The 13,188-nt window shown below is 63.7% G+C and carries 16 protein-coding genes; 5 read left to right on the forward strand and 11 right to left on the reverse strand.

Going from position 1 to position 13,188, the window contains the following annotated elements:
• Nucleotides 1-106: 106 nt before the first annotated feature.
• The gene (locus BBA01S_RS33320) at nt 107-619 is read left to right on the forward strand and encodes an Lrp/AsnC family transcriptional regulator (RefSeq protein WP_027820221.1); all 513 of its coding nucleotides are present in this window, start codon (nt 107-109) and stop codon (nt 617-619) included.
• Here BBA01S_RS33320 and BBA01S_RS33325 read toward each other — a convergent pair.
• The 9 genes from BBA01S_RS33325 to BBA01S_RS33365 all read right to left on the reverse strand — a co-directional run bounded on the left by BBA01S_RS33325 (nt 608) and on the right by BBA01S_RS33365 (nt 8,285).
• Nucleotides 608-988, reverse strand: a complete 381-nt coding sequence (locus tag BBA01S_RS33325) for a helix-turn-helix domain-containing protein (RefSeq protein WP_042298329.1) — start codon at nt 986-988, stop codon at nt 608-610. The genes BBA01S_RS33320 and BBA01S_RS33325 overlap by 12 nt on opposite strands.
• A 29-nt stretch (nt 989-1,017) precedes the next feature.
• Complete coding sequence (locus BBA01S_RS43915) at nt 1,018-2,199, reverse strand: NAD(P)/FAD-dependent oxidoreductase (RefSeq protein WP_042298330.1); 1,182 nt, start codon at nt 2,197-2,199, stop codon at nt 1,018-1,020.
• On the reverse strand, nt 2,196-3,572 hold the full coding sequence (locus BBA01S_RS33335) for an FAD/NAD(P)-dependent oxidoreductase (protein WP_027820223.1): 1,377 nt from the start codon (nt 3,570-3,572) through the stop codon (nt 2,196-2,198). The genes BBA01S_RS43915 and BBA01S_RS33335 overlap by 4 nt, the downstream gene beginning before the upstream one ends.
• Nucleotides 3,551-3,862 carry a (2Fe-2S)-binding protein gene (locus tag BBA01S_RS33340; RefSeq protein ID WP_027820224.1) on the reverse strand — a complete coding sequence of 104 codons (312 nt, stop codon included), beginning with the start codon at nt 3,860-3,862 and terminating at the stop codon, nt 3,551-3,553. Before BBA01S_RS33340 ends, BBA01S_RS33335 begins: the two co-directional genes overlap by 22 nt.
• Complete coding sequence (locus BBA01S_RS33345) at nt 3,859-4,635, reverse strand: amino acid ABC transporter ATP-binding protein (RefSeq protein ID WP_027820225.1); 777 nt, start codon at nt 4,633-4,635, stop codon at nt 3,859-3,861. The genes BBA01S_RS33340 and BBA01S_RS33345 overlap by 4 nt, the downstream gene beginning before the upstream one ends.
• A gap of 7 nt (nt 4,636-4,642) precedes the next feature.
• On the reverse strand, nt 4,643-5,302 hold the full coding sequence (locus BBA01S_RS33350) for an amino acid ABC transporter permease (RefSeq protein ID WP_027820226.1): 660 nt from the start codon (nt 5,300-5,302) through the stop codon (nt 4,643-4,645).
• Nucleotides 5,303-5,438: 136 nt separating this feature from the next.
• Nucleotides 5,439-6,209 carry an ABC transporter substrate-binding protein gene (locus tag BBA01S_RS33355; protein ID WP_027820227.1) on the reverse strand — a complete coding sequence of 257 codons (771 nt, stop codon included), beginning with the start codon at nt 6,207-6,209 and terminating at the stop codon, nt 5,439-5,441.
• Nucleotides 6,210-6,292: 83 nt separating this feature from the next.
• Nucleotides 6,293-7,570 (reverse strand): NAD(P)/FAD-dependent oxidoreductase, encoded by a 1,278-nt coding sequence (locus BBA01S_RS33360; protein WP_027820228.1) that lies wholly within the window; start codon nt 7,568-7,570, stop codon nt 6,293-6,295.
• 46 nt (nt 7,571-7,616) lie between these two features.
• Nucleotides 7,617-8,285, reverse strand: a complete 669-nt coding sequence (locus BBA01S_RS33365; protein ID WP_027820229.1) for a haloacid dehalogenase type II — start codon at nt 8,283-8,285, stop codon at nt 7,617-7,619.
• 68 nt (nt 8,286-8,353) lie between these two features.
• Between BBA01S_RS33365 and BBA01S_RS47185 the strand changes: the two genes are divergently transcribed.
• Nucleotides 8,354-8,491 carry a hypothetical protein gene (locus tag BBA01S_RS47185; RefSeq protein ID WP_156966166.1) on the forward strand — a complete coding sequence of 46 codons (138 nt, stop codon included), beginning with the start codon at nt 8,354-8,356 and terminating at the stop codon, nt 8,489-8,491.
• Nucleotides 8,492-8,512: 21 nt separating this feature from the next.
• Here BBA01S_RS47185 and BBA01S_RS33375 read toward each other — a convergent pair whose 3' ends face one another.
• Both BBA01S_RS33375 and BBA01S_RS33380 read right to left on the reverse strand, forming a co-directional pair.
• Nucleotides 8,513-10,006 carry an aldehyde dehydrogenase family protein gene (locus BBA01S_RS33375; RefSeq protein ID WP_027820230.1) on the reverse strand — a complete coding sequence of 498 codons (1,494 nt, stop codon included), beginning with the start codon at nt 10,004-10,006 and terminating at the stop codon, nt 8,513-8,515.
• Nucleotides 10,007-10,447: 441 nt separating this feature from the next.
• Entirely contained in the window at nt 10,448-11,059 is a 612-nt protein-coding gene (locus BBA01S_RS33380; protein ID WP_027820231.1) for a helix-turn-helix domain-containing protein, read from the reverse strand.
• Here BBA01S_RS33380 and BBA01S_RS47190 point away from each other — a divergent pair.
• From BBA01S_RS47190 to BBA01S_RS33390, 3 genes are all read left to right on the forward strand, one after another.
• Nucleotides 11,058-11,282: a hypothetical protein gene (locus BBA01S_RS47190; RefSeq protein ID WP_156966167.1), complete on the forward strand. Its 225-nt coding sequence runs from the start codon at nt 11,058-11,060 to the stop codon at nt 11,280-11,282. The two genes, BBA01S_RS33380 and BBA01S_RS47190, sit on opposite strands and share 2 nt — an antisense overlap.
• 69 nt (nt 11,283-11,351) lie before the next feature.
• Nucleotides 11,352-12,239, forward strand: coding sequence for a GNAT family N-acetyltransferase (locus BBA01S_RS33385; RefSeq protein ID WP_027820232.1), 888 nt, complete (start codon nt 11,352-11,354; stop codon nt 12,237-12,239).
• Between the two features lie 6 nt (nt 12,240-12,245).
• Nucleotides 12,246-13,169: a 2-hydroxyacid dehydrogenase gene (locus tag BBA01S_RS33390; RefSeq protein ID WP_027820233.1), complete on the forward strand. Its 924-nt coding sequence runs from the start codon at nt 12,246-12,248 to the stop codon at nt 13,167-13,169.
• Nucleotides 13,170-13,188: the final 19 nt, after the last annotated feature.

Consider the following 13,188-nt stretch of genomic DNA (forward strand, 5'->3'; position numbering starts at 1 on the left):
AAGCCATTCACGCGCGCTTTCAAAATAGCGCGCGTGATACCATCGGTTTGTCTCCCGCCGCGAGATTCGCCCCGGATCTTGCGGCTTTTTTATGAGCGAACCGATCATGATGCTTCACGGCGACAACAAACTCGACCGCATCGACTTGCGCATTCTTTCGCAATTGCAAAAGAAAGGCCGCATGACGAATGTCGAGTTGGCAGAAGCCGTGGGACTGTCTCCCAGTCCGTGCCTCACGCGCGTCAAGCGACTGGAAAAAGCCGGCTATATCGCGGGTTATGGTGCGCAAATCCAGATCGAGAAACTCGGCGACGTGCAGATCGTCTTTACCGAAGTCACGCTAGCCGATCATCGGCGCGAGGATTTTGCGAAATTCGAAGCCGCGATCCGTCCCGTCGACGAAATCGTCGAATGTCATCTTGCGAGCGGCGGCTACGATTATCTGCTCAAGTTCGTCACGCGCAGCGTGCATCACTATCAGAGCGTGATAGAAGGCCTGCTGGAACGCGATATCGGCATCGAACGCTATTTCAGCTACGTCATCATGCGCACGCCATTCGTGAAGAATGGCTGGCCGCTCGAAGCGCTGTTCAATTCGAAACCGGATTCAGGCGTTTGAGCCAGCCGGTGCGCCTGCATTGAGCCATTCGACCGGCGTACGCCCAAGCACACGCTTGAAATGACGGCACAAATGGCTTTGATCGAAGAAACCCACTTCGGCGGCCACGAGCGAAGGCGAGACGCCGCGACGCAGCAGGCGCTGTGCATGGCGCACGCGCACGATACGCACATATTGCTGCGGCGATACGCCGACCTCGCCGCTAAAGCGCGCCGCGAAGCGCGAAATGCTCAGGCCTGCCGCGTCGGCGAGATCGGCCAGCGTAATGGGCTCGGCGAAACAGGCATCGATGAAATCGAGCGCGCGTTGCACCGCGTGCGTCGTCCCCGAGGACGACGCTTCATCCGTGCGCCGCGCGGCCGAAGGCATTGGAACATTGAGCGTAGCGTGCATACGAATCAAGCGGCCGGCACCGATTGCGGCGCAGCTTGAGGGCCGCCTTCGGGCGATTGATATGCCGCGAACCGGCGAATATCGAACATGTCGATTGGCGTGGAAGACGCGCCCGTGTCGATCAATTCGGCCATCGTGTCGCCCACGCCTGGCCCGAGCTGAAAGCCGTGACCGCAGAAACCGAACGCATAGAAAAGGCCGCTCGTGGTGCCGCTCGCACCCATGATGGGCCGGTCGTCGGGCATATAGCCTTCTACGCCGCTCCAGACGCGAATGATATTGAGGCGCTTGAGCGCGGGCGCCACGCGCTGCGCCTGGCGAAACTGCAGCAGCGTGCTTTGCGGCAGCACTTTCGCGCGACGCGCGTCAAGAAACGCGGGCCCGCGCGCGCAGCCGCCAATCACGATATTGCCGCGCGCCACCTGCCGGAAATACACCACCTCTGCAATCTGCGGCGACGACACGCCAACCGCGGGCGCGATGCTGTAAGGCACCGGCTCGGTCACGGCCATTTGCGGGCCATGCACGGCAATGGGCACCGGTTCGCCGAATTGCTCGCTCAACGTGCTGCCCCACGCGCCCGCCGTAATCAGCAGAACAGGCGCGTGAAACGTGCGGCCGTCGGCACTGGTCGCGCGAAATTCATTGCCCTCTTTTTCGACGGAGACAATATCGGTGTTCTCGACGATTTGTGCGCCGAGTTTCGCAGCGGCACGCCCGAATGCGGGCGCGGCCAGACGCGGATTCGCATGACCGTCGATCGGCGCATACGACCCGGCCAGCACTTCAGGGCCGATAAACGGGAAGCGCTTGCGCAAGGCCTCGCCGTGCAGCATTTCCAGATCGAGACCGTATTGCTTCGCGTCGCGCGCATAGGTCTCGAACATATCGGCCTGCTCGGAGCGATAACACACGCGCAAATGCCCCGACATCAGAAATTCGGCGTCGTGGCCAATCAGTTCAGGCATGCGCAGCCAGATTTCACGCGAGCGATTGGCCAGCGGCAGCTGCCCCAATAGCCGCCCTTGGCGGCGCACGTTGCCGAAATTCGTGCCGCTCGCCTGCTGGCCGATCAACTGGCGTTCGAGCAGGATCACCGATTTGCCGCGGCGACGCAGGAAAAACGCAGCGGCGGAGCCCATGAAGCCGCCACCCACGATCAATACATCGGCTTGCGCGCGTTTCACTCCGTCTCCTCCACAGTCGCAATAGCCAGCGGCTTCACCGGCGCTTGCCCGCGCAGACGGCCCACTTGCTCAAGCGGCACGCACGCGGCAGCCGCAATGATTTCCGCACCGGCGTGGCCGCAATAGCGCCCCTGGCAGCGGCCCATGCCGAGACGGCTCAGCGCCTTCGCACGGTTCGCTTCCTGCGCGCCCTCGTCGCGGATCACGCGGCGCAGCTCGCCCGCTGTGATGCCTTCGCAGCGACACACGATCGTTTCGTCCGGCAACTTTGCCGCCTGATTGGCGGGCCACACAAAGGCCTGTGCGAGCCCTTCGCGAAAGCGCTCCATGCGGCGCTGCTCCTTCTTGAGCGCATCGAGCACATCGGCCCGAGGTTCGCGGCCCAGATCGATCAGCGCCGCATACGCGGCGAGACGCCCGGCGTTTTCCGCCCCATCCGCGCCCAGCACGCGCACGCCGTCGCCCGCCAGATAGACGCCGGGTTCGCTGCTGCGTCCCAGTTCGTCGATTTTCGGCAGCCATTGACGCGTCTGCGCATCGAAGCGGAACGCACAGCGCGCGAGATCCGCCAATTGCGTTTCCGGGCGCAAGTGATAGCCCATGCCGATCGCGTCACAGTCGATTTGCTCGATCGCGCCGCTGGCATGGCGAAAACGCACGGCTTTCACGCCGTCATCGGCCGTGCCCATGATCTCTACGGGTTCGATGCCGTTGTACATCTTCACGCCCGCTTTCTTGAGCGATGCAACGAGCGCACTGCCCTTGCGCAGCACATCGAATCGCGCCAGCAATTTAGGCAACGCACGAATGCGCGCGCTCGCGACAGAGGTATCAAGCACAGCGGCAACCTGCGCGCCGGCCTGCACGTATTGGCTAGCCACGAGATACAGCAACGGCCCGGTGCCCATGAACACCACTCGCCGGCCAATCGAACACGCCTGCGATTTCAGGGCGATTTGCGCCGCGCCGAGGCTATACGTGCCTGCGAATTGCCAGCCCTTCACGGGCATCAGGCGATCTATTGCACCGGGACACAGAATCAGCGCATCGTACTCAAGTGCGCTGGCGTGGCCGTCCCGCACGATATGCAGCTTGCGATCCCACACATTCCACGCCAACGTCTGCGGCCGATAATCGATCTGCGCGCGTACACGCGCAAAGGTTTCGTGCAGATCCTGCGCGCGCGCGGCCTCGGTGCCGTAAAGCTTCGCATAGGGACGCGTAAAACCTTCCGGCTGGCGTCGATAGATCTGTCCACCGTCGCGGCGGCCTTCGTCGATCAGCGTGGGGCGGACACCTGCGGCCAGCAGCGTCTGCGCACAGCGCACACCTGCGGGCCCGGCGCCGACGATCACAACGCGAGGTTCGCCCATTGCGCCTCCGGTTGAGTGGTGAGAATGCGCATGCCGGGCTCGACGACGGTCGTGCACGCGCGCAACCGTTCGCCCTCATCGCTCCAGACCCAGCAGTCCTGGCACGCGCCCATGAGGCAATAGCCGGCGCGCTTTTCCTCGCCGAATTCCGACTGGCGCACGTGGCGCACGCTGCACAGCATCGCCGTGAGCAGCGTGTCGCCTTCGAGCGCCTCCACCGCGTGACCGTCGATCACAATCGCCACCCTGGCGCGCCCGGTTTCGCCGAGCCGCACGAATCGTCCGTTCATGCCGCCGCTCCCGCTGCGCCTTGCGGTGCGATCTGTGCTTCGCCGCGATTGCCCAGCACATGGCGCAGGAATTCACGCGTGCGCGCCTCGCGCGGCGAGCACAACACCTGCTGCGCGCTGCCTTGTTCGATGATGTGGCCGCCGTGCAGGAAGCACACGCGGTCGGCAACTTCGCGTGCAAAGCCCATTTCATGCGTGACGACCAGCATCGTCATGCCTTCCTTCGCCAGCGTGCGCATCACATTGAGCACCTCGCCGACGAGCTCCGGATCGAGCGCCGAAGTCGGCTCATCAAAGAGCATGGCCTTGGGTTTCATCGCAAGCGAACGCGCAATCGCCACGCGCTGCTGCTGCCCACCCGACAGCTGATGCGGATAATAATGAAGCTTGTGACCGAGCCCGACCTTGTTGAGCAGTTCCTCCGCGTCGCGCTTAGCCACGTGCAGCGGTTCCTTCTTGACGTGCACCGGCCCTTCCATGACGTTTTCGAGCGCGGTGCGATGCGGGAACAGATTGAAGCGCTGGAACACCATGCCCACCTGCGTGCGCAGATGATTGATCTGGCGCGAGCGCTGTTCGACGCGCTGGTCGAGCAGCTTGATTTCGCCCGCATCGTAGGATTCGAGCGCGTTGATACAACGCAGCAGCGTCGACTTGCCGGATCCGGAGGCGCCGATCAGGCACACCACCTCGCCCTGCTCGATCTTGAGCGAGATGCCGTTGAGCACGGGCGTCGCGCCGAAGGCCTTGTGAACATCGGTAATTTCGATCATCGCAACCTCACTTCTTCGCCTTGTGCTTGCCGAAACGGCGCTCTAGATGCCGCGTCATGCTCATCAGCGGCAGGCTCATCAGCAGATAGCCGATCGCCACGAGCGTGTAGACGGTGATGTTCTGGAACGTGGATGCTGCAATCAACTGCCCTTGCCGCGTCATTTCCGCAACCGTGATGGTCGAGGCGAGCGACGAGTCCTTGAGCATCATCACCAGCGTATTGCTGTACGGCGGCAGCGCAACCTTGACGGCCTGCGGCAGGATCACGCGCACCATCGTTTTCACGCGGCCCATGCCGATCGATTGCGCCGCTTCATACTGGCCGGGATCGACGGCCTCGATGCCCGAGCGGATGATTTCCGCCACGTACGTCGAATAACCGAAGCTCAAGCCGATGATGCTCGCCTGCAAGGCCGAAACCTCGATGTGGAAATCCGGCAAGACGAAATAGATATAGAACAGCAGGACGATCATCGGCAGGCCACGCACGACGTTGATCATCGCGCTGACCACCGTCACCACCGCCGGGTAGCGCGACATCTTGAGCAGCGCCCACACGAGCCCCAGGGCCGTGCTCAGCAGCAGGCAGCCAATCGTGATGATGATGCTCATCACGGCGCCTTGCAGCAGGATCGGTACAAAATCGACTATGTCGTGCCAACGCATGGTGTGCCTTATGCTTTCGTTCGCGAACGCAAGAGCGCCCGCTGGTCATGTGCCGCGCCGCAAAGGCGGGCCGGCCCGGAGCGCGGAGGCAGTGGGGAGGTGCCTGCCGTGCCGCGTCCGGTCGTTCAGTCGCGCATCAGCCCGCGAGGTGCCACTTCTTCAGGATCTTGTCGAGCGTGCCGTCGGACTTCATCTTCGTGAGCGCGTCGTTCACCTTGGCGAGCAGCGCCGTGTTGCCCTTCTTCACGCCCACGGCGATATCGAACTTCTGCATCGGCACGTAGTCGTCGTCCACGCGCGTGCCGGCCATCGCGCCCGCCGCTTCCTGGGCCTTGAGAATCGGATAGTCGTTGAATCCCGCGACGATGCGGCCGATCGCGACATCGCGCGTCATGTCTGCAGGACTGTCGTACATCTTCACTTCCTTGAAGATGCCGAGCTTGACGAGCTGGTCGCCGTAGTCGGTGCCCGTGGGCGCGCCCACCGACATGCCCTTCATGTCCTGCACCGACTTGTAGTTGGTCTTGTTCGACTCCTTCACGATGATGCCTTCGCCGAAGGCCGTGACCGGCTGCGAGAAGTCCACCACTTCGGCGCGCTTGGGCGTGGGCGTCATGCCCGCGACGATAATGTCGATCTTGCCCGAGACCACGGCCGGGATCAGCGCCGAAAACGGCACGGCCTGATACGAGACGTCGAAGCCCTCGCGCTTGCCGATTTCGCGCACGACGTCGGGCATGATGCCTTCGATCTTTTGCGTCTTGACGTCGAGGAAGGTGGTCGGCGCGCTCGACGGCGGCGAGCCTGCGGTCACGGTGGCGGTATCGGCATGGGCCGCGCCGCACAGCAGCGAAAATGCAGCAGCGGCAACGGCGGCGGAAGCGAAGGCAAGTTTGTTACGCGACATGGTCTGGTTTCCTTGGGGACTGTCTGGACTATCTGGACTGTCTTTGCGTGTGCGCCGCGACTGCTGCGGCGCATGGCATCGGCTCAATGAAGCACATCCTGCAACCGGTAATACGCGCCGACGAGCGGCAGAAACCAAGCGCGCCCGAAATGTCCGGGAATCGCAGGCCATTCGAGCGTTCGCCACGGGTTGCGCGAGGCGGCGCCGAACATCACTTCGGCCATCACGCGGCCCATGTGCACCGACATCTGCACACCGTGGCCGCTGTAGCCCATCGAATAGAACAAACCTTCGTGCTCGCCCGCGCGCGGCAGGCGGTCGGCCGTCATGTCGACGAGGCCGCCCCAGCAGTAATCGAGGCGCACGTCGGCGAGCTGCGGGAAATACTGGAGCATGCCGTCGCGCAGGATGCGGCCGCTCTTTGCGTCGGAACGCGGATTCGACATCGCAAAGCGCGCGCGGCCGCCGAACAGCAGGCGATCGTCATGCGTCGGCCGGAAGTAGTTGCCGATCTGGCGCGTCGTCACATACGAGCGGCGCGTGGGCAGCAGTGCGTCGAGCCGGTCTTTGCCAAGCGGCTGAGTCACGACGATGAAGCTGCCGACCGGCGCGATGCGGCGGCGGAACCATTGCAGCGGCCCGGTCTGTGAAGCGCCCGTCGCCAGCAGCACGCGGTCGGCGCGCAGCGTGCCACGCGCGCACTGCACTTCGTAGGCGTGGCCGCCCAGCGGCTTCAGGCCCGTCACGGCGGTTTCCTCGAAGATCTGCGCACCGTGACGCGCAGCCGCTTCGGCCAGCCCGACGCCGAACTTGCCCATGTGCAACTGCATGCCGTTGCGCTGCACGAGGCCGCCATAAAAGCCGTCGGAAGCGATCTCGTCGCGAATGCGCTCGCGCGAAATCAGTTCGACATCCTCATCGACATCGCGCTTGAGCGCTTCGAACGTCTTCGCGAGCGATGCGTAATGATGCGGCTTGGCAGCGAGCTTGATCTTGCCGCTCTTGCGCAGGTCGCAGGCGATCTGCTCTTCCTCGACGATCTGCGCCACCGACTTCACGGCTTCGGCATAGGCGCGATAGAACAGCGAGGCGCGTTCCTTGCCGAGCTTCGCGGACAGCGCCGCATAGTCCTGCGCGACGCCCGTGTTGCAATGGCCGCCGTTACGACCCGACGCCTGGCCCGCGATGCGCCCCGCCTCCAGCACGGTCACCGACATGCCGCGCTTCGCGAGCGCCAGCGCTGCCGAGAGCCCGGTAAAACCGCCGCCCACCACGGCCACGTCCACGCGGCCGGCAAGCGGCCCCTGGGCGGGCTTCGTAAAGCGCGGCGCGGTATCGAGCCAGTACGAATCGAGCTTCATCGTGTTGCGTTCCTGATCACCGACAGTGGATGCGAGGCGGCTGTGCTTACAGGCCGAGCTGTTCCGCGAGATGCGGCAGGCTCTTCACTTCGTTGACCTGGTAGTACGGCGTAAGCGGCTCGTGAGCGCGGTTCACGAAGGCCTTGTGCTTGATGCCCATGTCATAGGCCGTCATGAGGTCGTAGCGGAAGCTCGACGACACATGCAGCACGTCTTCCGGATTGCAGTCGAGCTGATCGAACATGTATTCGAAAGCTTTGCGCAACGGCTTGTACGCTTGCGCCTGCTGCGCCGTGTAGACCTTGTGGAACGGCGCACCGAGCTTCGCCACGTTGCTGTCGATCTGTTCGTCGGCGGCATTCGAGAGAATCACCAGCTTGTACTTGCTGGCAAGACGCGCAAGACCTTCGGGCACGTCGGCATGCGGGCCCCACGTGGGCACCGCGTCGTAGATCTTCAGCGCGGTGGCTTCCTCGAACGGCACGCCCGTGCGCTCGCACGTGCGGCGGATCGAATTCACCACCACGTCGCGATACGGCTTCCATGCGCCAAGAATTTCGTCGAGACGATAGCCGCGGAAGAACTCCACGAACTCATTCATCTTCGCGCGATCGAGCTTGTCGCCATAAAGCTGGCGCGCGGTCTCGCCCATCTGGAAATTCGTCAGCGTGCCGTAGCAGTCGAAGGTGATGTACTTCGGCTCGAAATCGATCATGGTCTGCATCCTGTCGTCGTGGCGAACCTGTATCCAGGCTCTATTCAAGTGAGAACGGCGAGCTGCGCATGAGCGCCAACTATTCAGTCATGCTGACGAAATCGGCGCGGCCCGTGGTTTCGGTCAAGTGTCCTGCGATGTTTGCCTTGAAGCGCTGCGCGCAATCCGTGTTCATCCAGATGAACCCTGCGCGGATCGTGCGCTAATACGGCGAAGTGAAACGAAGCTCAGGCGGTGTCGAAATCGATCAGCACGCTCTTGTGGCGCATGCTGGCCTCAAGCGCCTGGCGCCCGAGATCCTTGCCGATGCCCGATTGCTTGAAGCCGCCGGTCGGGATGATCATGTCGCCGCTGCGGCCATAGCGATTGATCCAGACCGTGCCCGCCGCGATGCGGCGCATCGCGCGCATCGCCTGGCCGATATCGCTGGTATGCACGCCCGCCGCAAGACCGTAAGTGGGGTGCGCGGCAAGTGCGATGCCCTCCTCTTCGTCTTCGAAGGTCTGCACCGTAAGCACCGGCCCAAACAGTTCCTCGCGCACCGCGGCCGTGTCCTCGGTCACGTTGGCGAGCAGCGTCGGACGGTGGAACCAGCCGCCTTCCGTTCCTTCGAAAAAGCCCCCGCCGCACAGCACTTCAGCGCCCTGCGCGCGGCTTTCATCAATCAGCGTTTCAATGCGCCTGGCCTGCGCGCCGCTGATGATCGGCGAATAGCGCGTTTCGCTCGACCACATCGCGCCGGGCGCGATCCCTGTCAATTCGCGTTGCACCGCTTCGATCAGCGGCGCGGCGATCTGCTTGTGGACGATCAGGCGCGTGCCCGCCACGCATGCCTGGCCGCCGTTTGCGGTAAAGCCGCGCGCCACGCAGCGCGCCGTATGCGCGAGATCGGGCACCTGCGCGAACACGAGTTGCGGGCTCTTGCCGCCCAGTTCCAGCGTAACCGGCTTGGTGCCGTGAAACGCTGCTTCGCTCATGATCGCGGCACCCGTGCGGGTCGATCCAGTGAAACTCACCTTCGAAATATCGGGGTGACGCGTGATGGCCGAACCCGTGGTCGCACCACGTCCGTTCACGACATTGAAAATGCCGGGCGGCATGCCCGCCTCGATCGCGAGTTCAGCAAGGCGCAGCGTGGAAAAAGGCGTCATCTCCGAGGCCTTCAATACGACGGCATTGCCGGCCGCAAGCGCAGGGCCGCATTTCCATGAACACATCGAAAGCGGGAAATTCCACGGCGTAATCGCACCGATCACGCCATACGGCTCAGAAGCGACGAAGCCGAGACTGCCTTGACGCGTCGCCGCGATATCGCCGCCGAGCTTGTCGGCGAGTTCGGCGAAAAAGCGGATCGCTTCGGCAGTGAACGGCACATCCGAGGCATAAGCCTCAGCGACGGGGCGCGTGGAGCTGAGCGCTTCGAGCTGCGCCAGCGCGACGACGTTCTCGTCGATCAGTTGCGCCCAGCGCGTGAGCACACGGGCGCGTTCACGCGGCGATCGCGTACCCCAGCCGCTCGTTTTCCACGCCTGCAAAGCGTTGGACACGGCGTAATCGACTGTCTGCGCCGACCCATCGGGCACGTAACCCAGCAGCCGGCCATCTGACGGACAATGCACGGCGATCGGCGCTTCATCGGTCTGATAGTACGCACCGCCAATGAAATGGCCTTGCGGCAGCGTGATGGCGGACGGATCGAAATCCAGAGACGGAGTAGTCATGCTCGGCCTGTTCGAAAACCCGGTTACGTCGGCGCAGCGGCGCTTGTAATACAGGTTGGCGCTGCGTTGCCGCTTCAGCATGTGGTGGTTCGCTGCCCCGGAGGCAAAATGAACAACCACGCGATGAAGTTCATTATAGTGAACAGAAGACGCCTGACTAGTGGTCAAAAATAAAATCTGCGAAAAGCTTTTCATGCGTAGTGCTTACGCGAGAATCGAGCCAGGGCGAACCCGCATGACGCAGAAGAATGGAGAGGCAGGCGGCGCGCGTTCATTCGCCCAGCGACGACGTGCTTAGGGCGTGAACGCTTCGCAGCGCAAGGGAACGGCAAGGAAACGGAGAGGAACAGCGAAGAAACAACCGGAAAACAGCGAGGAAACTGGGGGAGTGAAAGCTGACGCGGCGCCGATGAATGTTCAATCCAGGCGCCGCCTGATGGCTTAAAGATGAATGACAGGCGGACGCGTATTCATGATCCACAGCAGCCGCGCCGTCTTGCCGCTTTCATTCTTGACGCTATGCGGCACCGTGCTCTTGAACTGGAAGCTGTCGCCCGCCCGCAATTCCGCACGCTGATCGCCCACATTCAGGATCACCGTGCCTTCCATGACGAGGCCGCACTTTTCGCCCACGCCGACCAGCACTTCTTCCGACCCCGAACCCGCCGGCAGCATGATCACCATCATCTGCAGATCGTGCTCGCCGTGCGGCGACAGCAGTTCCTTCTGCATGCCGTTCTTGCCCACTTCGAACAGCGGGCGCTCAGCCGCCCGGCGCACGAAATCGCCGGTCAGCGGGTCGGACGGCGCGTCGTCCTCTTCCAGCAGCGCACTTAAAGGCACGTCGAGCGCCTGACGCAGGCGTTCGAGAATGCGCACGGACGGATTGGCCTTGTTGCGCTCGACCTGACTCACGGTGCCGACCGATACGCCTGCGCGCAACGCGAGTTCATTGACGGACAGGCCGCGCGCGTTGCGCAGCGCGCGCAGTCGAGCGCCGACATCGGCATGGCTCGGCAGCGCGGCAACTTTCTTGCTGGACTGGGTTCGCATGAGATTCCTGTTGTATTCGGTGCCGGACGCGCGAAACCGGTTCGTGCCCTATCGCCAGTGCACGATTCCGGTGCATGACGACAGTGCGGCGCGTCGCGTGCGCAGCAGCGGGTGCGCGCACAATGGCAATCATTATATTGAAACTTGTCGAAATGCGATGAACAATAAAAAAGCCGCGTGCTTGCCGTTTGCGCGGGCGCAAGACAGGAAGATCGTCCTATGAAGCCCGTGCTGCTCATGCGACAGTCGAATCTGAACATGCCGTCCATATGCCGTTTTATAGGAGTCCGCTGTGTCCGAATCCGCCCTCAAGTCCGACCTTCACTATCGTCGTTTCACCGCCGACGACATCGACGCCGCACATGGCCTCTCCGTCGCGGTTCGCTGGCCGCATCGCCCGGAAGACTGGCGCTTCGCCGTCGAGGCGGGCGCCGGCTTCGTGGCCGAGGAAAATAACACGGTGATTGGCACGGCGCTGTGCTGGAAGTTCGGCGCGAACCGCGCGACGCTCGGCATGGTGATTGTGTCGCCCGATCAGCAGGGGCGCGGCATCGGCCGCAAGCTGATGGAACTCGTGCTCGATGAGCTTGGCGATCGCGTCACCTTCCTGCACGCGACGCCCGCTGGGCAGCCGCTCTACGAAAAGCTCGGCTTCGCTGCGTGCGGCGCGCTCACGCAGCATCAGGGCCATGTCGAAGCCGCGCCCGCCGTCGTGCTGCCGCAAGGCGAAGCACTGCGCGCCGTGACCCCCGCCGATCTGCCCGCGCTGATCGATCTCGCGTCGCGCGGTTGCGGTCTCGATCGCAGCGCGACGCTGCCCGCCCTGCTTCAGGTCGCGCAAGGCGGCGTGGTGCTGGAGCGCGACGGCGAGATCACGGGTTTCGCACTGGCGCGCCGGTTTGGCCGCGGGTATGCGATCGGCCCAGTGGTTGCCGCGCCTTGCGACGAGCACATGCGAGCGAAAGCGCTCGTTTCGCACTGGCTCGCGCAACATGTGGGCGACTTCGTGCGCATCGACGTGCCGGGCGGCGCGGGCATTGAACCGTGGTTGCCGGGCGTCGGCCTCGTCCCCGTGGACTCGGTCGTCAAGATGGTGCGCAACGCCGGCGCCGCCGAGCACAGCGGCGAGCCCGACGCGGCCTGGCGCGCCTACGGCATCATCAATCAGGCAATGGCCTGACGCACCATGACCGTGCTCTACAAGGCCGATCCGGTGCGTGGCGCGCAATGGGCCGCGCTGTTCGCGCAGCGCGCGCCGGACGTGCCGTTTCGCGTATGGCCGGACATCGGCGACCCGGATGCGATCCGCTATCTGGTCGCATGGAATCCCGGCGATCTCGTGCGCACGTTGCCCAACCTTGAAGCCGTATTCTCGGTGGGCGCGGGCGTCGATCAGCTCGATCTCGCGAGCGTGCCGGCGCGCCTGCCTGTCGTGCGCATGATCGAACCGGGCATCGTCGATGGCATGGTCGAGTACGTGAGCGAAGCCGTGCTCGCGATTCACCGCGACCTGTTCGATTACGCACTCGCGCAGCAGGCCCGCGCGTGGAAGCCGCTGCCGCTCATGCCTGCGAGCGCCCGGCGGGTGGGCGTGCTGGGATTGGGCATGCTTGGCGTAGCCGTGCTGGAACGCCTGAAGAATTTCGGCTTCGATTGCGCAGGCTGGAGCCGCTCCGGGCACACGCTGGACGGCGTTCGGTGCTACGCGGGCACCGCAGAATTCGATGCGTTTCTTGCCCGTACTGACGTGCTCGTCTGCCTGCTGCCGCTCACCGACGCCACGCGCGGCCTGCTCTCGCGCCGCGTGTTCGACGCCCTGCCCGCTGGCGCGTCAATCGTGCATGTGGGACGCGGCCCGCAACTCGTCGCCGACGACCTGCTTGACGCACTCACGCGCGGCCAGCTTCACAGCGCCGTGCTGGACGTGACGGATCCCGAGCCCTTGCCGCCCGCCCATCCGTTGTGGGCGCAACCACGTGTGCGCATCACGCCGCACATCGCCAGTGCAACCCGTCCCGACACCGCCGTCGACAGCCTGATCGACAACCTGCGCCGCCATCGCGCGGGCGAGCCGATGATCGGCCTGATCAATCGCCAGCTAGGTTACTAATCATCCTGAGCCTCATCTT

Source organism: Paraburkholderia bannensis NBRC 103871 (assembly GCF_000685015.1).
Taxonomy (GTDB): Bacteria; Pseudomonadota; Gammaproteobacteria; order Burkholderiales; family Burkholderiaceae; genus Paraburkholderia; species Paraburkholderia bannensis.